The sequence below is a fragment of the Citrobacter sp. CF971 genome (assembly GCF_006385635.1).
Classification (GTDB): Bacteria; Pseudomonadota; Gammaproteobacteria; order Enterobacterales; family Enterobacteriaceae; genus Citrobacter; species Citrobacter freundii.
The window spans coordinates 3,810,657-3,832,048 of sequence record NZ_CP041051.1; the positions used below are offsets into that span (position 1 = coordinate 3,810,657).

Below are 21,392 nucleotides of genomic sequence, written 5' to 3' on the forward strand. Positions count from 1 at the left end.
GATTGCTATGGATGGCACTGTTCCCTGAATCTGGAAAGTGCACCTGATGAATAAAGTCTTCTTTTATCTGTTGCTGTGCGTGGTTAGCACCGCACACAGCGCGATTAATTTGGGTCAAACACGCGTTATTTATAATGAGAACGATAAAGCAGCGATGTTTGACGTCAACAATAATACAGACAAGCCATATATGGTACAGACATGGCTGGATAAGGGTAATCCGGATGAGACGCCGGCCAATCTGCCAATGATAATTACCCCGCCGATCCTGAAACTCGACGGCCATAAATCCGCCGTGCTACGGGCGATTTACCAGGGCAACGGGCTTCCCCTGGATGTTGAATCGGTATTGTGGATTAACGTGCAGGAAATCCCCACCATTGAAAACGAGGAAAATACCTTACAACTGGCGCAACGAATTCGCATCAAACTCTTTTATCGCCCTGCGGGGTTGAATATGACGCTACCTGAAGCGGTCGAGAAATTACAGTGGCAATGTCACGGAAATACTCTGCGTGCCGTTAATCCGACACCGTTACATATTTCTCTGACGCAATTGCATATTAACGGCCAAAACGTTGATGCCGATATGGTGAATCCTCATGGCGAACGCTCGTTTACGCTGTCGCAGCAAAAAGTTAGCCACATCGACTTTAACTGGGTAGATGATTACGGCGGTACTAACGCGGTCAATAACGTCCCGATATCGTGTTATTAAGCCAGGGGTTGCAATGATGATAAAAAATAAGCAACCGCAACGGTTTAAGGAAAGGGTCTTTACGCTGTCAACGTTGGTCCTGTGTATGCCTGCTTACGCCAGCGGTGCGCCACAGTTTAATACCCGCTTTGTGCATGGTGCGCAAAATATCACCTCCGTGGTGCAAATCGCCCGTAATGATGGGCTTAGCGAAGGGACGTTTGAATACGATATTTATATTGATCATAGCTTCGTTGAGACGCGCAATGTTGCCTTCAAAAGACGTCAGCCAGAAGGCAAGCCACAACCCTGCCTAAGCGCTGACGATCTGCGCAGATACGGGATTAAAATCCCGGATGACCGCAGCGATACCTGCATTGAGCTCACAGCGCTGATAGCAAACAGCCGCCTGACGGCAGATGCAAACTACCAGCGTATTGATATTTCAGTGCCGGAAGCTTTTCTGCTCTCGACCGCACACGATGCAGTCCCGGAGTCTGCCTATGACGATGGGATTAATGCCGCTTTTGTCGGCTACAACGCCAATACCACCCGCCTGGTCGAACAGGGTCAGGATCATGACTCCGTCTTTGCCAGTTTTGCCAACGGCATCAACCTGGCGGGATGGCATTTCCGTAACCAGTCCACGTTCAGCTACGCCAGCGGTTCAGGCCGCCAGTGGCAGGCGGTTTCTACGTGGGTGGAGCGCAATATTGTTGCGCTACGTAGCCGCTTGCGCATCGGGCAAACCTACACGGATGACAATGTGTTCGACAGCATCCAGTTTACCGGGGCGCAGCTCACCAGCGATGAAAATATGTTGCCTGATAGCCAACGCGATTTTGCCCCGGTCGTTCGCGGCGTCGCCAACAGCAATGCCACAATCGAAATCCGGCAAAATGGCTACCTGATCTACAGTAAAAACGTCGCGCCGGGCGCGTTTGACATCGACGATATTAACCCCAGCAACCAGAGTGGCGATCTGGATGTTAGCGTTATTGAAGCCGATGGCAGCCGTCGCAATTTCAGCGTGCCTTATTCGGCGGTACCGAACATGCTGCGCGCAGGTAACAGCCGTTTTCAGTTTACGGCCGGGGAATACCGTGACGGTTACAGTGGCGGCTGGCGGCCCCGTTTTGTCCAGGGAACGTTGAGCTATGGCCTCAGCTCTGGAACCACGCTGTACGGCGGTTTACTGGCGGCGGAAAGTTACAACGCGATTGCCACCGGGGTAGCTCAGGATCTGCATCAGTTCGGCGCGATCTCCTTTGATATCACCACCGCCCGAGCACAGCTTGCCAGCGGAGAAGCGTCCACGGGACAAAGTTACCGTTTCCTGTATTCTAAATCGCTGAACCAGTACGGCACGGATTTTCGTCTGGTTGGCTACCGCTACAATACATCCGGCTATTACAGCTTTAGCGACACCATTAACGAGCATAACAGCTGGTCCTCGGGTTATTACGACATCGCCTATGACGACCCCAATCAGCAGTTGCGTTACCCTGGCGAGCAGCACAACAAAAAGCATTACTACACCAGTAACTACAATAATCGCCGCCAACGTTTTGAGGTTTCTGTTAATCAGCGTTTGTGGGATAACGCCTCGCTTTACGTCAGCGCCAGCCAGCAAAACTACTGGCACAACGGGAGTCACGACCGCACGATACAGCTGGGTTACAACGATACGCTGGGGAAAATCAACTGGAGCGTATACGTGCAGGACACCCGCAACCAGTACGACTACCAGGACCGCAGTATCAACCTGACGTTATCCATCCCATTTGATTTCATGGACAGCCACGGCTTTGTCTCTGCCAACGTGATGCATAGCCAGCAGAATGGCGACAGCTACTCCACCAGCTACAGCAACACCGCATTTGACGATCGTCTGAGCTGGGGCGTTCAAGGCAGTACCACCGATCGACAGGATTCCGCTGCCGGCGTTAACGCCGCCTGGCAAGGCGACAAGATGAACGTTCAGGGAGGCTATAGCGCCGGGCGCAACTACCAGAATATGAATATGGGCATCAGCGGCGGGGCGATGCTGCACGCAGGCGGCGTTACGCTTATGCACTCTCCGGGTGACACCATGGTGTTGGTCGAGGCTCAAAATGCCGACGGCGTCCATATCCAGCAACAAAACGGCGTGGCGATAGACGGTAACGGCTATGCGGTCCTGACTGCGGCAGATGCCTGGCATTACAACGTGGTGAGTCTGAATACCGCCGATATTGGCGCCGGTCTGGATATTCCCCAGGCACAGAAAAAAATTGTCCCGACAGAGAAAGCCATCGGCAAAGTCGTGTTTGAAACTTTCAGCGGGCGCAACTATCTGGTGAATGCAGTCATACCCGGCAACATAGCCCCGCCGGTTGGTGCGATCGTTCGGGATGCCAAAGGCCGCAATCACGGCCTGGTCGGTTTGCATGGCGCTCTGTATGCCAGCGGCGTGGAAGATAATTCGCGCCTGGAAGTGCGCTGGGGCTCACATACCAATGAACACTGCTTTATTCAAATGCCGGATAACCATCACCAGCCGGTGAAGAAAATCGGATATACACAAATTACTGCCCAGTGCGTCGGTTCGTAAGGTGCAATCAATGAATCCGTTAAAAATAGTTAAACTCGTGGTGCTGTTTTGTTTGCCGATCTTCAGTAGTACAAGCTATGCGATTACCTGTACAGCAAACAGCGTCTCTGTACACGTTGATCCGATTAAAATTAGCCGCAGCACCGCCGCCGGAGACACCGTCTGGGTGTCCAATTCACAAACCGTTAGCGTCACCTGCAGCGACACGGACCATATGCCCCAGGGCGAAGCGGCCAGAATCTACATCGATCCCGACCATGAGTTTGCGCATTTTTTGCAGGGAACCAATATGAAACTGGTGGTGAGCATCGATGGTCGTTCTTACGATCAGAGCGCGCAGGCCGTCACCACGCAATATCAGGCAACGCTGCCCCGAACAGGTTCAAACGGCTACTGCAATAGTAACAGCCACAGAAATACCAGTGCCTGCCTGGCACTTCCGCAAACTTTCTCTTTCACCTTTAACCTCAGTCTGGTCGCCACCGGAAAGCTCCCGGATCCTTTGCCCGCACTGGCGGGTCGCACCATCAACAAAGTTTTCGTCGTCGACGGTATTGGCAGCATTAACTCTTGCAGTACGCATTGTTCCGCCAGCAATCCGGCAAAAAACTTTGGCCCCGCGCTGACCGGCCTGAATAACATCAGTTATATCAACTGCGAACCGATCGTCTTGATCGCCTCTGATAAGGGAACGGATACCGTCGAGTTTGGCAGGATCAGCATTACCGAAGCCAAAGCGGGCAAGGATAACAGCCACAGCAAACAGTTTGCCGTTATCGCTGCAGAAGCTGCCGGGAAGCATGAATGTCGCGGCATCAATTACGCGATAACCTTTACCGGCACCACGCACAACAGCGGCACGGTTTTTACCGGTCAGGGTACGCCGGATATCGGCGTTACGCTTCAGGATGCTGCACGGCCCAGCGCCGGGGATATTATCAGCGGCAACCGCATCGATTTTACCAGCGGCGCGTTTAACAACCAGAGCGACAGTCGGCGCAAAGAGTTCATGGCGACCCTGTTCTGGCTGAAGAACCCTCCTCAACCAGGCGCATTTAGTATCCCGGTCAATGCGACAGTGACCTTTAAATAACGGGCGCAGGACGACACCGATCGTCCTGCCCTTCTCGCTCCAGACATAAAAACCGCATCCGTACGCTTAACCCGCCTAATGCTTCACTCCGGGATAGCTGTGGGTGCGTACGATGCAGGCGAGCAATGTCGTTGACCAGCGCCAGACCGATTCCTGCCCCAGGAATATTGCCGACGTTATCCAGACGATGAAACGGGAGCAGCGCCTGATGCACCATTTGTTCATCAATGCCAGGCCCGCTATCTTCGACTACCAGCACCACGGCCTCTCCTTCTCTTTGCAGCCGGGCGGTCACCATCCCCTGCGTCGGCGTGTATTTCAGTGCGTTATCCAGCAGATTCCCACACAGTTCGCCGAGCAGCACTTCATCTCCCTCAACCCATACCGCGTCCTGATCCCCTTCATAGCCCAGATCGATCCCTTTACTACGCGCTTGCGCCAGTCGGGTAAAACAGCTGGTTTGCACCACCTCATACAGATTAACCGGCGAGAAATGCCTTTCCCCTTGCTCTTTGCGCTTCACCGCAGACAACTGCAACAGCCTCTCTGTCAGTTGAATGGTGTTATCCAGCGTGGTACTCATGGCTTGCAGACTCTCGTACCACTGCTGCGGCTGCTGACTGGCGAGAGCCACCGCCGCCTGAGTTTTCAGCACTGCCAACGGCGTTTTAAGCTGATGGGAAGCATCCGCGCTGAAGCGCTCCTGGCGAGAGATCAGACCGCGAAGTCGATCCAGATAACGGTTGAATGCAACAATCAGCAGACGGGTTTCCGACCACGGCAGCAACTCCGGCAGCGGCGTCAGTAGCCCCGGCTCACGACGCACCATCAGCGATGACAGCTGGCGCATCGGGCGTAGCACCCGGCGCAGCAGCCAGCCAACCAGCACCAGAGTCAGTAGTACCAGCAGCCCTTGCGAGACCCACGAGGAAAACAACAGCTGTCGCGCCAGATAACGCCGCGATTGCAGCGTTTCGGCAACATAAATCTCCGCCATGCCAACAATGCCACCTTCGTTGACAGGCTGCAGCAGACGCGCCACACGGATTGCCTCACCGCGATATTCAGTGTGATAAAACCATGCCAGCGCCGGATAAAGCCGCGTGCGCGAGGTAGCAGGCGGCATCGCCGGTAAATCGTCATAACCAGAGATAACCTTCCCCGCCGGATCAACCACTTTGTAATACAGTCGGTCGTTCATATTCAATTCAAAGCTGTCCAGCACCACCCATGGCACATTCACTTCTAACTGTTTATTGCGCACCACCAGCCGCTCGGAGACGGTCCTGGCGGATGAAAGCAGCGTGCGGTCATACGCCTGGGTCGCCGCCTGTAGCGCACTGACATAGCTGTTAAATGCTGACAGGCCCCACAGCAACATTAGCGGCAGGCCCAAAAACATCAGCAGTTGCAGGTATAACGATTGGGGTTTAACCCACTTCATCGCTACGCTCCAGCACATAGCCCAGACCACGCAACGTGGCGATGCGCACATCACTTCCCTGTAGCTTTTTGCGCAAACGATGGATATACAGCTCAATGCTTTCAGGACTGACCTCATCACTCAGGCTGAAGACCTGCTCAAACAACTGCTGGCGTGAAACCGGTCGCAACCGACGGTACATCAGCACCGTCAACAGCGCCTGTTCGCGCGGCGTGAGTGCCAACGGCTGCCCCTGCAACAGAAAATATCCTTCATCGTGAAACGCCAGCTCCCCCAGTTGCTGTATGCCTTGCACCTGTCCCGCACTGCGACGCAGCAAGGCTCGCAACCGAGCATCCAACTCCTCGATCTCAAACGGTTTTGCCAGATAGTCATCGGCTCCGACGTTCAACCCTTTCACCCGATCGGCCACCGCGCTGCGCGCCGTAAGCAGCAGAATGGGAAGCGTCTGTCCGCGTTTACGCAGGCGCTGAACGACTTCGAGGCCGTCCAGCCCCGGCATATTGATATCCAGCACCGCCAGCGCGTACGTTTCACTATGTAAAAGGTGATCGGCCGCCAGGCCATCAAAAACGCAGTCAACGGCAAAACCGTTTTGCACCAGCGCTTTCTCCAGCCAGTGAGCTAACTCACGGTTATCTTCCGCTAATAAGAGACGCATATCACATCCTGTAAAGTTTCTGCCGCATTGAAAGGGAATTGAAAGGTTAATGTTTTAACAATCACGCAACCGAACTGCTACACATCGGCTCACATAATCACAAAAATCTTCTTCCGTACCCGAAAATCCGGTTTTCCGGCGTGAGGATAAACAATGAAAAAACAGTTACTTCGTACCCTTACTGCAAGCATTTTACTGATGAGTACCTCTTTACTGGCCGAACAAGCGCCATCGCGCACTGAATGTATCGCCCCTGCTAAGCCCGGCGGCGGTTTCGATCTCACCTGTAAGTTGATTCAGGTGAGCATGATGGAAACCGGCGCTATCGAAAAACCGATGCGCGTGACCTATATGCCTGGCGGCGTTGGGGCCGTGGCCTATAACGCGATCGTCGCTCAACGCCCGGCTGAAGCGGGAACCGTGGTGGCCTTCTCCGGCGGCTCCCTGCTGAACCTGTCACAGGGTAAGTTTGGTCGCTACGGTGTGGATGATGTCCGCTGGCTGGCAAGTGTCGGCACCGACTACGGCATGATTGCCGTACGTCAGGATGCGCCATGGAAGACGCTGAAAGATCTGCTTACGGCAATGGAGAAAGACCCTAACAGCGTGGTCATTGGCGCAGGAGCTTCTATCGGTAGCCAGGACTGGATGAAGTCGGCGCTACTGGCGCAAAAAGCCAATGTCGATCCGCACAAGATGCGCTATGTGGCTTTTGAGGGCGGTGGCGAACCGGTTACCGCGCTGATGGGAAATCACGTGCAGGTAGTTTCCGGCGATCTCAGTGAAATGGTGCCCTACCTCAGCGGCGACAAAATCCGCGTGCTCGCGGTGTTCTCCGATCAACGCCTACCGGGCCAGTTAGCCAACGTGCCAACCGCCAAAGAGCAGGGTTATGACCTCGTGTGGCCTATCATTCGTGGCTTCTACGTTGGGCCAAAAGTCAGCGACGCCGAGTATCAGTGGTGGGTTGATGCCTTTAACAAACTCCAGCAGACCGATGAGTTTAAAAAACAACGCGATCTGCGCGGTCTGTTTGAGTTCAACATGAGCGGCAAACAGCTCGACGACTACGTGAAAAAACAGGTTACGGATTATCGTGAGCAGGCGAAAGCCTTCGGTCTGGCGAAGTAAACGCAGAGGCAAAGATGATGAGCGATCGTATTTTTGCAGGTATCTGGCTGTTGCTCTGCATAGCCGGGCTGTTCGTGGCCTGGCAAATCAGCAGCGAATACAGCTATGAACCCGTAGGGCCGCGTCCCTTCCCGCTGGGCATTATCAGTCTGATGTTGGTATGCGCCGTGGCGCTGCTGTTGCGCCATCCGGATACCATCAGTTGGCCCCGTCGCCACGTGCTGCAAAAGCTGCTGACGATGGTAATTGTTCTGTTGATGTACGCCTGGGGTTTTGAGTGGCTCGGTTTTCCCATCGCCACCGCCATTCTCACCGTGGTGATTGGCATGCTGTTCGGCGCAACCATCCCGGCTGCGGGTATTTCCGGCGCGGTGCTCGGCATTCTGCTGTGGTATGCCTTTGACCGACTGCTTGACGTCACCTTACCACTCGGCGCCTGGCTGGGCTAACGGAGAAACGATGGATACCTGGATTTATCTTTCTCAGGGTTTCGCGGTGGCAATGACGCCGGAAAACCTGGTCATCGCCTTGATAGGCTGTTTTGTAGGCACCATTGTGGGTTTGCTGCCTGGCCTTGGGCCAATCAACGGCGTGGCGATCCTGCTGCCGCTGGCCTTTGCTTTGCATCTGCCCGCAGAATCCGCGCTGATCCTGCTGGCTACGGTTTACATTGGCTGTGAATATGGCGGGCGCATCTCCTCCATCCTGCTGAATGTTCCCGGCGATGCGGCGGCGATTATGACCGCGCTGGATGGTTACCCGATGGCGCAGCAAGGACGCGGCGGCGTGGCGCTCTCTATTTCGGCGGTCAGCTCTTTCTTTGGTTCGCTTATCGCCATCGGCGGCATCATTCTGTTTGCCCCGGCGTTAGCCCAATGGTCGCTGGCCTTCGGTCCGGCAGAATACTTTGCCTTAATGGTTTTCGCCATTGCCTGTCTTGGCAGCATGATGGCGCAAAATCCGCTGAAATCATTTCTGGCAGCGCTTATCGGTCTCGGACTTGCGACCGTCGGCGTAGACGCCAACACCGGGGTTTATCGCTTTACTTTTGACAGTGTCCATCTCTCCGACGGTGTGCAGTTTATCGTAGTGGTGATTGGGCTGTTCTCTGTCTCTGAAATACTGTTAATGCTGGAACATACCAGCAGTGGCCAGACGCTGGTGCGTAAAACGGGCCGCATGTTGTTCAACGCCAAAGAAGGCGCACAGTGCGTAGGGGCCACCCTGCGTTCATCAGTGATTGGCTTTTTCGTCGGCGTTCTGCCTGGCGCTGGCGCCACCATTGCCAGTGCCATCACCTACATGACCGAGAAAAAGCTCAGCGGCAACAGCGACAGCTTTGGCAAGGGGGATATTCGTGGCGTAGCAGCACCAGAAGCCGCCAACAACGCCTCGGCCTGCGGCTCTTTCATCCCGATGCTGACGCTCGGCGTGCCGGGCTCCGGTACCACGGCGGTGATGATGGGCGCGCTGACGCTGTACAACATCACCCCGGGGCCGGCGATGTTCACTGAACAGCCGGATATCGTCTGGGGGCTGATTGCGGCGCTGCTGATCGCTAACGTAATGCTGCTGGTGATGAACATTCCACTGATCGGTCTGTTTACCCGCATGCTGACCATTCCGCTGTGGTTTTTGGTACCCGCTATTGCGGCAGTCTCCGCGGTAGGTGTGTACGCTGTCCACAGCACTACCTTCGATTTGGTGTTGATGGTCGCCCTCGGCGTGCTGGGCTACATTTTGCGTAAAATGCACTTCCCAATGTCGCCATTGATTCTGGGCTTCGTTCTCGGGGAAATGCTGGAGCAGAACCTGCGCCGGGCGTTGTCTATCAGTAACGGGAGTATGGATATTCTGTGGGCCAGCGGCGTGGCGAAAGTGCTGCTGGTGATGGCGGTACTGGTTATCGTGGTCCCGCCAGTGCTGCGCATGTTCCGTAAACGCAACAGCAAACCGCAGGTAGATGCAGGTTAGTCAATATTGCCGGCCAACTACGCGATGGCGTTGTTGGCCGGCTAACATACTGCTGGTTATGGCTGTACGCACGGACACGTTAGCTCGTGGGAACCGCAGTAATACATCACTTTATTTCTGCCTGCATTTTTTGCGGCGTAAAGTGCAGCATCAGCATAGGAAACGACTTTATCACCCGATTCATCTTTCGGAGAACTAAAATAAACCCCGATGCTTATTGTCATCTGTTCTTTAATACCAAATACATTTGGCGGTAACGTGAGTTTTTCTACATTTTGTCGAATCCGCTCAGCCACCACCATAGCCTCCTGTTTATCATTGCATTTCAATAAAATACCAAACTCCTCTCCCCCCACCCGAGCAAATACATCGGAGTCACGAATCGATTTATTAATGATATAAACGATGGAGACGATCACCTTATCTCCCTCCTGATGTCCATAAGTGTCGTTAATCCTCTTAAATTTATCAATATCAAGCATCAACACACAAACATTTCCACGTAGCATGGCAGAGTTAAGTGTTTTATAGAACAGCTTACGATTATAAATTTTGGTTAGTGCATCTCTCATAGAGGATTCCGTTTCTCTTTTTAGTAGCAGGAAAGTATTAAACATTAAAATTGAGATTACGCATAATGCGCTTATTATTTCAAGTCCGCGACTGACGTACCAGATATACATACTGTACTCATCAAGAGTGATAAGTAATAAATTGGTTAATATCGCCGAGCAGCACATCAGAGCGATACTGACCCACAACGCATTGTTCAATCGGGTTTTCAACGTAAGGTAGACTAAAGCTATGGCCCAACCTGCAATTAACGAATAAATGTATCTTAATTCCCAATGCAACGTCACCAGATCGTCTTTTAAACAGGTGATATCTATCACGACATCGGGATTATAACTTGATAAATTATGAGCAAGAATACCTATTGCGACCACAACGATGACCGTTATCATCTCCAGTATCGGCTTCTTTTGATTATCCTCAATGACAATCGTATCGTTTCTATACGCTTTAATGCCGATACACAGCGTAATGATAAAACTCAATTGCCGAAAGTAGTAAAAGATAGCAATGTCATTGCTTCTCTGTTCGATTGAAACACTATCATTAATCAGCGCCTGCACAATATAGATCGTTTCAATAAAATAGATATCACAGCTAATAAATGCTATACCCAGAATAAAGATATAGGATAACTCTTTTCGACATAGATATTGAAACAGCATAAACAAAAACATTATTGTATAGAGAAACAACAGTCCCACAATGACGATTAAGTATGTTGTTTGCGGGACGTTTTTTACACTTATTTTAAATTGCGAAAGACATAACCCCACGCCCAAATACAAGACGATCAATATAACATAAAAACCAATAATCCACCCATTACTAAATCTATACGTTTTTTTGTTCATACTTACCCAGGTGATGAATATTTCTGGCATTTTTATATTATTTATCTTTCCCTTGCAAATAAAGTTTATTAGTCATAATACAACTGCATGTTTTCTAAGAAAATTAAATTACTCATCAGCCAGATGTATAAAATTTATTATTGACATAAAATTCACTATTTTGTGTCGATATTGTTACCACACACAAAAAAAATTATAATTTTCATAATAGCAAGTAATCCTCCTAAAAAAATTAACGTAGGTGCCTTAGAGATTTTTAAAAAGTTATACTCGTATGGCTTACACATCCAGTTACTAGAAGTACTTATGCTTTCATCACACAAAAGAGTTAATTTGCACCAGTCGGTTGTCTGGCAATGCATTGCACATTTCTTATGTTAGATCGATGCACATTTTAGTCCACATGGTAATTATTAGATCTTTATTCAAATTATATTATTTTTAATAAATTTAACATTTAATAAACATCAATTTTCTATTATATTGATTAAACCTTTATCATTATTTAATAAATACCAGGAGCATTATCGCCAAATTCATCAAAACACATAATGTTATAATTAACAAAAAAACATCTTCACAATTGATTTTATTGGATTTTTTGTAACTCCTGAATTAAATCAACCCGAAAAAATGCCAAATATAAAACTGTGAGCTATTTACTAAATCAATGTTAAAGCTATTATTAAAGAAGAGTTCATCAATGAACCATTCAAGCCAATAGTTATCATTTTGCGCCATGAGGAAGAAATGAACATTAAGGATGGCTTTGCAGAACATTACTCTTCTATTCCAGCGCCAGGGACCCTAACACCAGGAATGGTAGATAAAACCCATTTCCATTTGCTTATTGATATATCCAGTATATATAGTGAAAAGATTATATACGCACTCGAACTTCATTTAGTTAATGGATTAAAACGAAATGAAGCTTGTCTTATCAGCGGCATCTCACAGAGTTGTCTGTCAATTAAACTCAGGCAATTGCAACGCATTAGTCGCTCCGTCGTACAGATGTACCCTTGGTATTGTGCAAATATTAATTAACTTACCTAATTCATATAAAATGAGTAATAATATTAAGATCGTGTGCGTATCGGCTAATAGCTATCTGAAGTTAGCCATCCAGAACCTGGTGGATTTCACATGGATAAATGAATCAGACCTTTCGCCTGCGTTTTGCTATCCATCAGCAAGCATCGGCATCATGTTGCTAGTAACCACGGGTAGTACCCTTAAACAACGTATCAAAATGCTCGATATGACGCGTAAGATTTCCAACAACTACGGCTGGAAAGGCATTGTGTTATATGATCAAAAAAATGCGAATGAAAGACGTTTTGTCGATATGACCGGACTGAGGGCCTATGACATCAGAACGCCGATTGCGGATTTAAAAGATTCCATTGAAAGAAGTACTTATCTTCGCTCCCGTCATCCTCACTGTGCTAACGGCATATTGGGGCTTACAAAATATCAATGGGAAGCATTATGGCTCTCATTTATAGGTGTTGAGATAAAAGAGATTGCAGAAAAGACTGGACGTACACCACCAACATTGTATGCGCACAGGAAAGCAGGTCTAAACTATTTAAAATTGAATCATCTTCATGAATTCAAAAATGTCATAGCTAGCTTTTAATGTAGATACTTGAGAAAATCATTCTACTCCATTTTAAGTTCCTCTCCTCTATACGTTAATGAATATTTTAACGCCCCTTATCGATGCAAATCATCAGGGGCGTAATTACGTTAAGTGGAGCAGTTTACTTAATATTAAACTGACAATTTATACATTTATTTTCTTCTTGACGGTTATGGTAGCTTAACATCACCAATAACAAAGAAAAAATAAGTCCTACAAGCTCTGACAATAAAAGAACCATAGTAGTATTGTATCGAGCCACCACTACCGGCTCTGATATAATAACAATATCGCCCTTATCCAAATAACGTTTCGTTGCCACTGTGATTAGATAGGCACGCGATAGGGTCTCTGTTGATTTATTATCAGCGTGCCGCGCATTTAACTCCTGCAATACGTTGTCGACATCATCTGCATACCATGCATTGAGTGCGGCGTTAAGAGAGAGCAGTGAGTTCTCAATTTCATTTGCTTCATTCCTGGAAACCAAGGCTTTCAGATTCAGGGTATTACTTTTTTTATTTTCATTGACACTAAAGCGACTATCAACTCTGGACACCAATAATGTTTTGAATATTTCATTACGGCATTCAACATCATCGTTGCATGAAGTGTAAAAAAATGGTGAGTAAACTTTCGGTGTAATATCAAGTGTTAACGTCACCTTATCGTTATTGATGTAACAAAACACGCCACCTATTACAATACAGAAAAACACGATAAATGATATTAGTAGATATTTATTAAAGGCATACTTTATAAAATCTAATAAATCAATTTCTTCATTAGAGCTCATTTTTTCACCCAACATTTACAAAGTGACAATCCAGGAAAGCAAGCATGCGATAAAAACTGTGCTTACAGCCAGAGCACTAATGAATATCTTTGCTGATAAAGTATACTTCATTTAATCATCCATCTATCCCAGCCATATTTAACTTTGTATTATGATAGTAAAATAAGACCAAGTGTAAACATGGAAAAAAAGTGGCTATTTTTTTTGTTATTCAGCCTAACAAATATACAGTAAATTGTTAATAAAACAGTTAAAAAATTGTGATATAAAAATGCACGTATCGTTATTACAAATAAAAGTTATATAAATTTAATAAAATATATCGCTAAACAAAGAATAATCCATAACTCAAGTTAAAATGTAACAATATGTTTCATCAACCAAAGGAAAATAATCACCACCGCAAAATTTCATAAAAACACTTGAAAACCTACTCTATACATCGCCGTCCAGGATCGATAAACGCTTAATCATTCGCTCATGCTTCACAATAATGAACTCGTTATATATATCATTTTTTATATAAATTTATATAAAATTAGATTATTGATTTTTACGGATTTTAGATTAAATTAGAGTTATTACAAATTATTAAATTTTATATTTTTCTATGGCAAAAAATGAACTTTTGAAACCAAAGCCATGGATCCTTTTATGTCACAGCGCCATCCTTCTCAGTCACACTGCCGTCCACGTAGCTATCGTTCTTTGTCAAATGGAAGCCTCAGCGAAGAACATTTCAATGTTTTAATTAAAATCGCTCGCATCAACAGCAGGAATAATATTGCAGCACTAAAAGATTTCCTGGTCGTCGGGAAGAAACGCAAAGATGCCTGCAACGCGAATAAAACTTCATTAAGTTACTTCTCAGTTAAACTGCGTCAGTTACAGAGTATTAGCGACGATATTATTACCATCTACCCTTTCTACGCCGAGTATTCACAGTCGTATTCGGTCTCTGCCAATAGAGCAACTGAGCAATCAAAGCAGTCGCCATAAATCTGAAGAAGAAAAAGACTAATTGGCCACGTGGAACACGTGGCACCACTCAAAAAATTCATTAATATCCAAAAAGTTAGATAGACAAAAACTCTGCTGGTATGACGCCTGATAGCTCGCCTTCCCGCCTCACCCCGTGATATCCACACCGTTTACAATGTTAAATAATTGTTGCTTTTGATCACAAATAATAAACAAACAAGCTCATTCTGTGCGCGTTTTTCAAAAATGTAGATATTTTTAATTTATGGCTACGAAACGAGCTGCGCCATATCTCCCTGACAATCTACTGAGAGGAACGATTTGATGAACGCACTGACTGCCGTAAAACCGAACGCTGAAGATCCAGCCCAGCACTACAGCGGTTTCACGCTGAAACCATCAGCCCAGTCCCCACGCCTGCTGGAGCTGACTTTTTCCGCTGAAACCACTGAGCAATTTCTGCAGGCCGTCGCGCAGTGGCCGGTGCAGGCGCTGGAATACAAATCCTTCTTGCGCTTCAAAGTGGGCAAGATCCTCGACGACCTGTGCGGCAATCAGTTGCAGCCTCTGCTGCTGAAAACGTTGCTCGATCGTGCCGAAGGCGCACTGCTGATCAATGCCGTTGGTGTGGATGATGTGGCGCAGGCAGAAGAGATGGTCAAGCTGGCGACGGCGGTAGCGCATCTAATCGGACGCTCGAATTTTGATGCGATGAGCGGTCAATATTACGCACGTTTTGTGGTGAAAAACGTCGATAACTCAGACAGCTATCTGCGCCAGCCTCACCGAGTGATGGAATTGCACAACGACGGAACCTATCTCGAAGAAATCACCGATTACGTGCTGATGATGAAGATTGACGAGCAGAACATGACTGGCGGCAACTCGCTGCTGCTACATCTCGACGACTGGGAGCATCTGGATCAGTACTTTACCCATCCGCTGGCGCGTCGCCCCATGCGCTTTGCCGCGCCGCCAAGCAAAAACGTGAGCCAGGAAGTGTTCCATCCGGTATTTGACGTTGACCAGCAGGGTCGTCCGGTGATGCGCTACATCGACCAGTTCGTCCAGCCAAAAGACTATGAAGAAGGCGTCTGGCTGAGCGACCTGTCCGACGCGCTGGAAACCAGCAAAAGTATTATTTCCGTACCGGTTTCAGTGGGTAAATTCCTGCTGATCAACAACCTGTTCTGGCTACACGGTCGCGATCGTTTCACCTCGCATCCTGACCTGCGCCGCGAACTGATGCGCCAACGTGGTTATTTCGCTTACGCGACAAACCACTACCAGACTCATCAGTAAGCGCGAAGGAAAAAAGCGGATGTATGATTTTGTGATTATTGGCGGCGGCATTATCGGCATGTCGACCGCCATGCAGCTGATTGATGTCTATCCGGACGCCAGAATCGCGCTGTTGGAAAAAGAGTCCGGCCCGGCCTGTCACCAGACGGGCCACAACAGCGGCGTCATTCATGCCGGGGTCTATTACACTCCCGGCAGCCTGAAGGCGCAGTTTTGCCTGGCCGGAAATCGCGCCACAAAAGCCTTTTGCGACCAAAACGGCATCCGCTACGACGTCTGCGGAAAAATGCTGGTTGCCACCTCCCCTCTGGAAATGGAGCGCATGCGCGCGCTATGGGATCGCACCGCCGCTAACGGTTTGGAGCGCGAATGGCTGAATGCGCAGGAGCTTCGCGAGCGTGAACCGAATATCACCGGTCTGGGCGGCATTTTTGTTCCGTCGAGCGGGATCGTCAGCTACCGTGAAGTCACCGCCGCGATGGCGAATATTTTCCAGGCCAAAGGCGGTGAGATTATTTACAACGCCGAGGTCAGCGCGCTGAAAGAGCACGCTACGGGCGTGATTGTCCATACCCGTCAGGGTCAGGAATATGAAGGCGCGACGCTGATTAGTTGTTCTGGCCTGATGGCGGACCGACTGGTGAAAATGCTCGGCGTTGAACCTGGCTTTATCATCTGCCCGTTCCGTGGCGAATATTTCCGCCTGGCGCCAGAACATAATCAGATAGTTAACCATCTGATCTACCCCATCCCCGACCCGGCAATGCCGTTTCTCGGTGTTCATCTGACCCGGATGATTGACGGCAGCGTCACGGTCGGCCCCAACGCGGTGCTGGCATTTAAACGTGAAGGCTACCGTAAGCGTGACTTCTCGCTCAGCGATACGCTGGAGATCCTCGGCTCTTCTGGTATTCGCCGCGTGCTGCAAAACAACCTGCGCTCAGGGCTTGGCGAAATGAAGAATTCGCTGTGCAAAAGCGGTTATCTGCGGCTGGTACAAAAGTACTGTCCGAGCCTGACGCTTAAGGATCTGCAACCGTGGCCTGCGGGCGTGCGGGCACAGGCGGTATCACCTGATGGCAAGCTTATCGACGATTTTCTGTTTGTCACCACGCCACGCTCAATTCACACCTGTAACGCGCCTTCTCCGGCGGCAACATCGGCAATCCCTATCGGTGCACATATTGTCAGCAAAGTTCATGCGCTGCTGGAGAACCAGAGTAATCCCGGACGCACGCTGCGTGCGGCACGTAGCGTGGAGACATTACACGCCGCATTTACCCGTTAAACCGATTAAGACAGGAAGCAATCATGCAACTTAACGATCCAACCTTATTTCGCCAGCAGGCACTGATCGACGGCAACTGGCGTGACGCTAACAGCGGCGAGACCATCGCGGTGACCAATCCCGCCAACGGTCAGCAATTGGGTAGCGTACCTAAAATGGGGGCAGATGAAACCCGCGAAGCGATTAACGCCGCAAACCGCGCTCTGCCGGCCTGGCGTGCGCTGACTGCCAAAGAGCGAGCCAATATCCTGCGCCGCTGGTTCAACCTGATGATTGAGCATCAGGACGATCTCGCCCGCCTGATGACCCTGGAACAGGGTAAACCGCTGGCGGAGGCCAAAGGCGAAATCACCTATGCCGCCTCATTTATTGAGTGGTTTGCCGAAGAGGGTAAACGCATCTATGGCGATACGATCCCTGGCCATCAGGCCGATAAGCGTCTGATCGTCATCAAGCAGCCGATCGGCGTTACCGCCGCGATTACGCCGTGGAACTTTCCCTCAGCGATGATCACCCGTAAAGCCGGTCCCGCGCTGGCGGCAGGCTGTACGATGGTGCTTAAACCCGCCAGCCAGACCCCCTACTCCGCACTGGCACTGGCAGAACTGGCTAATCGCGCCGGGATCCCGGCTGGCGTTTTCAGCGTGGTGACCGGTTCTGCGAGCGCGGTCGGTAACGAGCTGACCGGCAACCCGCTGGTGCGCAAACTGTCATTTACCGGCTCAACCGAAATTGGCCGTCAGTTAATGCAGCAGTGCGCCAAAGACATCAAAAAGGTATCGCTGGAACTGGGCGGCAATGCGCCGTTTATCGTCTTTGACGATGCCGATCTTGATAAAGCCGTGGAAGGTGCGCTGGCCTCGAAGTTCCGTAACGCCGGGCAAACCTGCGTCTGCGCCAACCGCCTGTACGTACAGGACGGTGTGTATGAGCGTTTTGCCGAAAAACTCCAGCATGCAGTGAGCAAACTGCATCTCGGCGATGGTCTGCAACCAGAGGTCACCACCGGACCGCTGATCGACGAGAAAGCGGTTGCCAAAGTGCAGGAACACATCGCCGATGCTCTGGATAAAGGCGCGCGCATTATCGCGGGCGGTAAACCTCATACGCTCGGCGGTAACTTCTTCCAGCCCACCATTCTGGTGGATGTGCCTGACAACGCGAAGGTCGCCAAAGAAGAGACGTTCGGACCGCTGGCTCCGCTGTTTCGTTTTAAAGACGAAGCCGACGTCATCGCTCAGGCTAACGACACCGAGTTTGGTCTGGCCGCCTATTTCTACGCCCGTGATTTAAGCTGCGTCTTCCGCGTTGGCGAAGCGCTGGAGTACGGCATCGTCGGGATTAACACCGGCATTATCTCCAACGAAGTCGCCCCGTTTGGGGGAATCAAAGCCTCCGGTCTTGGCCGTGAAGGATCAAAATACGGCATCGAAGACTACTTAGAAATCAAATATATGTGCATCGGCCTTTAATAAAATAAATACTGGAGAACACCTGATGAGCACCAACAAAGAACTTATGCAACGTCGCAGCAACGCCGTTCCCCGTGGCGTAGGCCAGATCCACCCTATTTTTGCCGAGCGTGCAGAAAACTGTCGGGTCTGGGACGTTGAAGGCCGTGAATTCCTTGACTTTGCTGGCGGTATTGCAGTGTTGAACACCGGTCACCTGCACCCGCAGATCGTCTCTGCGGTAGAAGCGCAGTTGAAAAAGCTGTCCCATACCTGTTTCCAGGTACTGGCCTATGAGCCATACCTGGAGCTGTGCGAAATCATGAATAAGAAAGTGCCGGGTGATTTCGCCAAGAAAACCCTGCTGGTGACCACCGGTTCTGAAGCGGTAGAAAATGCGGTGAAAATCGCCCGCGCCGCCACCAAACGCACCAGCACAATCGCCTTCAGCGGTGCTTACCACGGCCGTACCCACTACACCTTGTCACTGACCGGGAAAGTGAACCCATACTCTGCCGGAATGGGACTGATGCCGGGCCACGTGTATCGCGCGCTTTATCCTTGCCCGCTGCACGGCATCAGTGACGACGATGCTATCGCCAGCATTCACCGCATTTTCAAAAACGATGCCGCGCCAGAAGACGTCGCCGCCATCGTAATTGAACCCGTCCAGGGCGAAGGTGGTTTTTACGCCGCTTCTCCTGCTTTTATGCAACGTCTGCGCGCTATTTGTGACGAACACGGGATCATGCTGATTGCTGATGAAGTACAGAGCGGTGCGGGCCGCACCGGTACGCTGTTTGCCATGGAGCAGATGGGCGTTGCGCCCGATCTCACCACCTTCGCCAAATCCATCGCCGGAGGCTTCCCGCTGGCAGGCGTGACCGGACGCGCCGATGTCATGGACGCTATTCCACCGGGCGGTCTGGGCGGTACCTATGCAGGTAACCCAATTGCCTGTGCCGCTGCGCTGGCGGTACTAAACATTTTCGAGCAGGAAAATCTGCTGCAAAAAGCCAACGAGCTGGGGCAAACCCTGCGTGAAGGCCTGTTGGCTATCGCGGAAACCCACCGCGAGATTGGCGACGTACGCGGGCTGGGCGCGATGATTGCTATCGAACTGTTCGAAGACGGCGATCGCACGAAGCCCGATGCCAAACTGACAGCTGAAATCGTCGCTCGTGCCCGCGATAAAGGGCTAATCCTGCTCTCCTGCGGACCTTACTACAACGTGCTGCGCATTCTTGTCCCGCTGACTATTGAAGATGCGCAAATCCGCCAGGGGCTGGACATTATCGCCCAGTGTTTTGCCGAGGCAAAGCAGGGTTAAACCCGTATCAAAACGGGGAGTTTTAAGCCGGATAAGGCGGAGCCGCCATCCGGCAAACAGGGTCAATAACAATAATACGCGTGCCCCGGCGCGGGAATGCCGGGGTGCTCTCCCAAGTGAAATACTTTCGAGAGGTTTAAAGATGGGGCAAGTGTCACAATCACATGATTTAGGGGGCGGGCTGAAATCACGCCACGTCACCATGCTGTCTATTGCCGGGGTAATCGGCGCAAGTCTGTTTGTCGGTTCAAGCGTGGCGATTGCAGAAGCCGGCCCCGCAGTATTATTAGCCTATCTGTTCGCCGGATTGCTGGTGGTGATGATTATGCGCATGTTGGCCGAAATGGCCGTCGCCACACCGGATACCGGTTCTTTTTCCACATACGCCGATAAGGCCATCGGCCCTTGGGCAGGTTACACCATCGGCTGGTTGTACTGGTGGTTCTGGGTGTTGGTTATACCGCTGGAGGCGAATATCGCCGCCATCATTCTTCACTCCTGGGTGCCTGGTATTCCTATCTGGCTGTTTTCTCTGGTTATCACGCTGGCATTAACCGGCAGTAATTTGCTGAGCGTCAAAAATTATGGTGAGTTCGAGTTCTGGCTGGCGCTGTGCAAAGTGATTGCCATTCTGGCGTTTATAACCCTCGGCGCAGCGGCGATTAGCGGTTTCTACCCTTATGCCGATGTCAGCGGGGTTTCGCGCCTGTGGGATCAGGGCGGCTTTATGCCCAACGGTTTTGGCGCCGTGATCAGCGCAATGTTAATCACCATGTTCTCCTTTATGGGCGCAGAGATAGTTACCATCGCCGCCGCCGAATCCGATACCCCGGATAAACATATCGTTCGCGCCACCAACTCGGTTATCTGGCGTATCTCCATCTTCTATCTGTGCTCTATTTTTGTGGTGGTGGCGCTGATCCCGTGGAACATGCCGGGACTGAAAGAAGTCGGTTCTTACCGCTCGGTACTGGAGCTACTGCATATCCCGCACGCGAAACTGATCATGGATTGCGTCATTTTGCTGTCGGTGACTAGCTGCCTCAACTCCGCGCTGTATACGTCCTCGCGTATGCTCTACTCCCTGAGCCGCCGTGGCGATGCCCCCGCCTTTATGGGTAAAACGAACCGCAGTAAAACGCCTTATGTGGCGGTGTTGCTGTCTACCGGTGCCGCATTCCTCACCGTCATCGTCAACTATTACGCCCCGGCCAAGGTGTTTAAATTCCTGATCGACAGTTCCGGTGCCATCGCACTGCTGGTCTATCTGGTCATTGCCGTTTCTCAACTGCGGATGCGTAAAATCCTGCTGGCGCGAGGCGGCGAAATTAAACTGAAAATGTGGCTCTATCCGTGGCTTACCTGGCTGGTCATCGCGTTTATTATCTTTGTGCTGGTGGTCATGCTGTTTCGCCCGGCACAACAGCTGGAAGTTATCTCTACCGGGTTGTTAGCCATAGGAATTATTTGCACCGTGCCCATTATGTCACGCTGGAAAAAACTGCTATCTTGGCAAAAAGCACCATTGCAAAATACGCATTAAACCTGTTCCCGGCGCAGGCCGGGAAATCCTTTCAGG

The 21,392-nt window shown here is 50.3% G+C and carries 18 protein-coding genes; 14 read left to right on the forward strand and 4 right to left on the reverse strand.

Features of this window, described 5'->3' with window-relative positions:
* Window positions 1-46: 46 nt before the first annotated feature.
* Genes E6P06_RS21935 through E6P06_RS21945 form a run of 3 tightly spaced genes read left to right on the forward strand, consistent with a single transcriptional unit; the run spans window position 47 to window position 4,383 of the window.
* Window positions 47-718, forward strand: coding sequence for a molecular chaperone (locus E6P06_RS21935; RefSeq protein ID WP_139935720.1), 672 nt, complete (start codon window positions 47-49; stop codon window positions 716-718).
* Between the two features lie 13 nt (window positions 719-731).
* A complete protein-coding gene (locus tag E6P06_RS21940; RefSeq protein ID WP_094543323.1) occupies window positions 732-3,290 on the forward strand; it encodes a fimbria/pilus outer membrane usher protein in 2,559 nt (852 codons plus the stop codon).
* A gap of 10 nt (window positions 3,291-3,300) precedes the next feature.
* Window positions 3,301-4,383 carry a fimbrial protein gene (locus E6P06_RS21945; protein ID WP_139935721.1) on the forward strand — a complete coding sequence of 361 codons (1,083 nt, stop codon included), beginning with the start codon at window positions 3,301-3,303 and terminating at the stop codon, window positions 4,381-4,383.
* On the opposite strand, the gene E6P06_RS21950 is transcribed toward E6P06_RS21945, so the two are convergent.
* Together E6P06_RS21950 and tctD are read right to left on the reverse strand one after the other, a co-directional pair.
* On the reverse strand, window positions 4,376-5,827 hold the full coding sequence (locus tag E6P06_RS21950; protein WP_032949875.1) for a sensor histidine kinase: 1,452 nt from the start codon (window positions 5,825-5,827) through the stop codon (window positions 4,376-4,378). The genes E6P06_RS21945 and E6P06_RS21950 overlap by 8 nt on opposite strands.
* Window positions 5,814-6,488 carry a transcriptional regulator TctD gene (tctD, locus tag E6P06_RS21955; RefSeq protein WP_048217221.1) on the reverse strand — a complete coding sequence of 225 codons (675 nt, stop codon included), beginning with the start codon at window positions 6,486-6,488 and terminating at the stop codon, window positions 5,814-5,816. The genes E6P06_RS21950 and tctD overlap by 14 nt, the downstream gene beginning before the upstream one ends.
* Before the next feature lie 153 nt (window positions 6,489-6,641).
* Between tctD and E6P06_RS21960 the strand changes: the two genes are divergently transcribed.
* Genes E6P06_RS21960 through E6P06_RS21970 form a run of 3 tightly spaced genes read left to right on the forward strand, consistent with a single transcriptional unit; the run spans window position 6,642 to window position 9,593 of the window.
* Window positions 6,642-7,619: a tripartite tricarboxylate transporter substrate binding protein gene (locus E6P06_RS21960; protein WP_139935722.1), complete on the forward strand. Its 978-nt coding sequence runs from the start codon at window positions 6,642-6,644 to the stop codon at window positions 7,617-7,619.
* A gap of 14 nt (window positions 7,620-7,633) precedes the next feature.
* On the forward strand, window positions 7,634-8,068 hold the full coding sequence (locus tag E6P06_RS21965; protein ID WP_008321484.1) for a tripartite tricarboxylate transporter TctB family protein: 435 nt from the start codon (window positions 7,634-7,636) through the stop codon (window positions 8,066-8,068).
* Window positions 8,069-8,078: 10 nt separating this feature from the next.
* Complete coding sequence (locus E6P06_RS21970; RefSeq protein ID WP_139935723.1) at window positions 8,079-9,593, forward strand: tripartite tricarboxylate transporter permease; 1,515 nt, start codon at window positions 8,079-8,081, stop codon at window positions 9,591-9,593.
* Window positions 9,594-9,649: 56 nt separating this feature from the next.
* On the opposite strand, the gene E6P06_RS21975 is transcribed toward E6P06_RS21970, so the two are convergent.
* Entirely contained in the window at window positions 9,650-11,020 is a 1,371-nt protein-coding gene (locus tag E6P06_RS21975; protein ID WP_139935724.1) for a sensor domain-containing diguanylate cyclase, read from the reverse strand.
* Between the two features lie 819 nt (window positions 11,021-11,839).
* On the opposite strand from E6P06_RS21975, the gene E6P06_RS21980 reads away from it, so the two are divergent.
* Both E6P06_RS21980 and E6P06_RS21985 read left to right on the forward strand, forming a co-directional pair.
* A complete protein-coding gene (locus E6P06_RS21980) occupies window positions 11,840-12,067 on the forward strand; it encodes an adhesin biosynthesis transcription regulatory family protein (RefSeq protein ID WP_229235785.1) in 228 nt (75 codons plus the stop codon).
* A 19-nt stretch (window positions 12,068-12,086) separates the two neighbouring features.
* Window positions 12,087-12,662: a hypothetical protein gene (locus E6P06_RS21985; protein ID WP_071891779.1), complete on the forward strand. Its 576-nt coding sequence runs from the start codon at window positions 12,087-12,089 to the stop codon at window positions 12,660-12,662.
* A gap of 124 nt (window positions 12,663-12,786) precedes the next feature.
* Here E6P06_RS21985 and E6P06_RS21990 read toward each other — a convergent pair whose 3' ends face one another.
* Window positions 12,787-13,461 (reverse strand): hypothetical protein, encoded by a 675-nt coding sequence (locus E6P06_RS21990; protein WP_139935725.1) that lies wholly within the window; start codon window positions 13,459-13,461, stop codon window positions 12,787-12,789.
* A 654-nt stretch (window positions 13,462-14,115) separates the two neighbouring features.
* Between E6P06_RS21990 and E6P06_RS21995 the strand changes: the two genes are divergently transcribed.
* From E6P06_RS21995 to gabP, 6 genes are all read left to right on the forward strand, one after another.
* Entirely contained in the window at window positions 14,116-14,460 is a 345-nt protein-coding gene (locus E6P06_RS21995) for a PapB/FocB family fimbrial expression transcriptional regulator (protein WP_168199054.1), read from the forward strand.
* A gap of 306 nt (window positions 14,461-14,766) precedes the next feature.
* The gene (glaH, locus tag E6P06_RS22000) at window positions 14,767-15,744 is read left to right on the forward strand and encodes a glutarate dioxygenase GlaH (RefSeq protein ID WP_003839704.1); all 978 of its coding nucleotides are present in this window, start codon (window positions 14,767-14,769) and stop codon (window positions 15,742-15,744) included.
* Between the two features lie 19 nt (window positions 15,745-15,763).
* The gene (gene lhgO, locus E6P06_RS22005) at window positions 15,764-17,032 is read left to right on the forward strand and encodes an L-2-hydroxyglutarate oxidase (protein ID WP_003839703.1); all 1,269 of its coding nucleotides are present in this window, start codon (window positions 15,764-15,766) and stop codon (window positions 17,030-17,032) included.
* A gap of 23 nt (window positions 17,033-17,055) precedes the next feature.
* The gene (gene gabD / locus E6P06_RS22010) at window positions 17,056-18,504 is read left to right on the forward strand and encodes an NADP-dependent succinate-semialdehyde dehydrogenase (protein ID WP_139935727.1); all 1,449 of its coding nucleotides are present in this window, start codon (window positions 17,056-17,058) and stop codon (window positions 18,502-18,504) included.
* A gap of 25 nt (window positions 18,505-18,529) precedes the next feature.
* Window positions 18,530-19,813: a 4-aminobutyrate--2-oxoglutarate transaminase gene (gabT, locus tag E6P06_RS22015; protein ID WP_139935728.1), complete on the forward strand. Its 1,284-nt coding sequence runs from the start codon at window positions 18,530-18,532 to the stop codon at window positions 19,811-19,813.
* Between the two features lie 142 nt (window positions 19,814-19,955).
* Entirely contained in the window at window positions 19,956-21,356 is a 1,401-nt protein-coding gene (gabP, locus tag E6P06_RS22020) for a GABA permease (protein WP_003839698.1), read from the forward strand.
* Window positions 21,357-21,392: the final 36 nt, after the last annotated feature.

Excerpts from the sequence above, each read along its gene's own strand:
- E6P06_RS21935 (WP_139935720.1), top strand. The coding sequence starts at position 47 with ATGAATAAAGTCTTCTTTTATCTGTTGCTGTGCGTGGTTAGCACCGCA.
- E6P06_RS21940 (WP_094543323.1), top strand. The coding sequence starts at position 732 with ATGATGATAAAAAATAAGCAACCGCAACGGTTTAAGGAAAGGGTCTTT.
- E6P06_RS21945 (WP_139935721.1), top strand. The coding sequence starts at position 3,301 with ATGAATCCGTTAAAAATAGTTAAACTCGTGGTGCTGTTTTGTTTGCCG.
- E6P06_RS21950 (WP_032949875.1), bottom strand. The coding sequence starts at position 5,827 with ATGAAGTGGGTTAAACCCCAATCGTTATACCTGCAACTGCTGATGTTT.
- tctD (WP_048217221.1), bottom strand. The coding sequence starts at position 6,488 with ATGCGTCTCTTATTAGCGGAAGATAACCGTGAGTTAGCTCACTGGCTG.
- E6P06_RS21960 (WP_139935722.1), top strand. The coding sequence starts at position 6,642 with ATGAAAAAACAGTTACTTCGTACCCTTACTGCAAGCATTTTACTGATG.
- E6P06_RS21965 (WP_008321484.1), top strand. The coding sequence starts at position 7,634 with ATGATGAGCGATCGTATTTTTGCAGGTATCTGGCTGTTGCTCTGCATA.
- E6P06_RS21970 (WP_139935723.1), top strand. The coding sequence starts at position 8,079 with ATGGATACCTGGATTTATCTTTCTCAGGGTTTCGCGGTGGCAATGACG.
- E6P06_RS21975 (WP_139935724.1), bottom strand. The coding sequence starts at position 11,020 with ATGAACAAAAAAACGTATAGATTTAGTAATGGGTGGATTATTGGTTTT.
- E6P06_RS21980 (WP_229235785.1), top strand. The coding sequence starts at position 11,840 with ATGGTAGATAAAACCCATTTCCATTTGCTTATTGATATATCCAGTATA.
- E6P06_RS21985 (WP_071891779.1), top strand. The coding sequence starts at position 12,087 with ATGAGTAATAATATTAAGATCGTGTGCGTATCGGCTAATAGCTATCTG.
- E6P06_RS21990 (WP_139935725.1), bottom strand. The coding sequence starts at position 13,461 with ATGAGCTCTAATGAAGAAATTGATTTATTAGATTTTATAAAGTATGCC.
- E6P06_RS21995 (WP_168199054.1), top strand. The coding sequence starts at position 14,116 with ATGTCACAGCGCCATCCTTCTCAGTCACACTGCCGTCCACGTAGCTAT.
- glaH (WP_003839704.1), top strand. The coding sequence starts at position 14,767 with ATGAACGCACTGACTGCCGTAAAACCGAACGCTGAAGATCCAGCCCAG.
- lhgO (WP_003839703.1), top strand. The coding sequence starts at position 15,764 with ATGTATGATTTTGTGATTATTGGCGGCGGCATTATCGGCATGTCGACC.
- gabD (WP_139935727.1), top strand. The coding sequence starts at position 17,056 with ATGCAACTTAACGATCCAACCTTATTTCGCCAGCAGGCACTGATCGAC.
- gabT (WP_139935728.1), top strand. The coding sequence starts at position 18,530 with ATGAGCACCAACAAAGAACTTATGCAACGTCGCAGCAACGCCGTTCCC.
- gabP (WP_003839698.1), top strand. The coding sequence starts at position 19,956 with ATGGGGCAAGTGTCACAATCACATGATTTAGGGGGCGGGCTGAAATCA.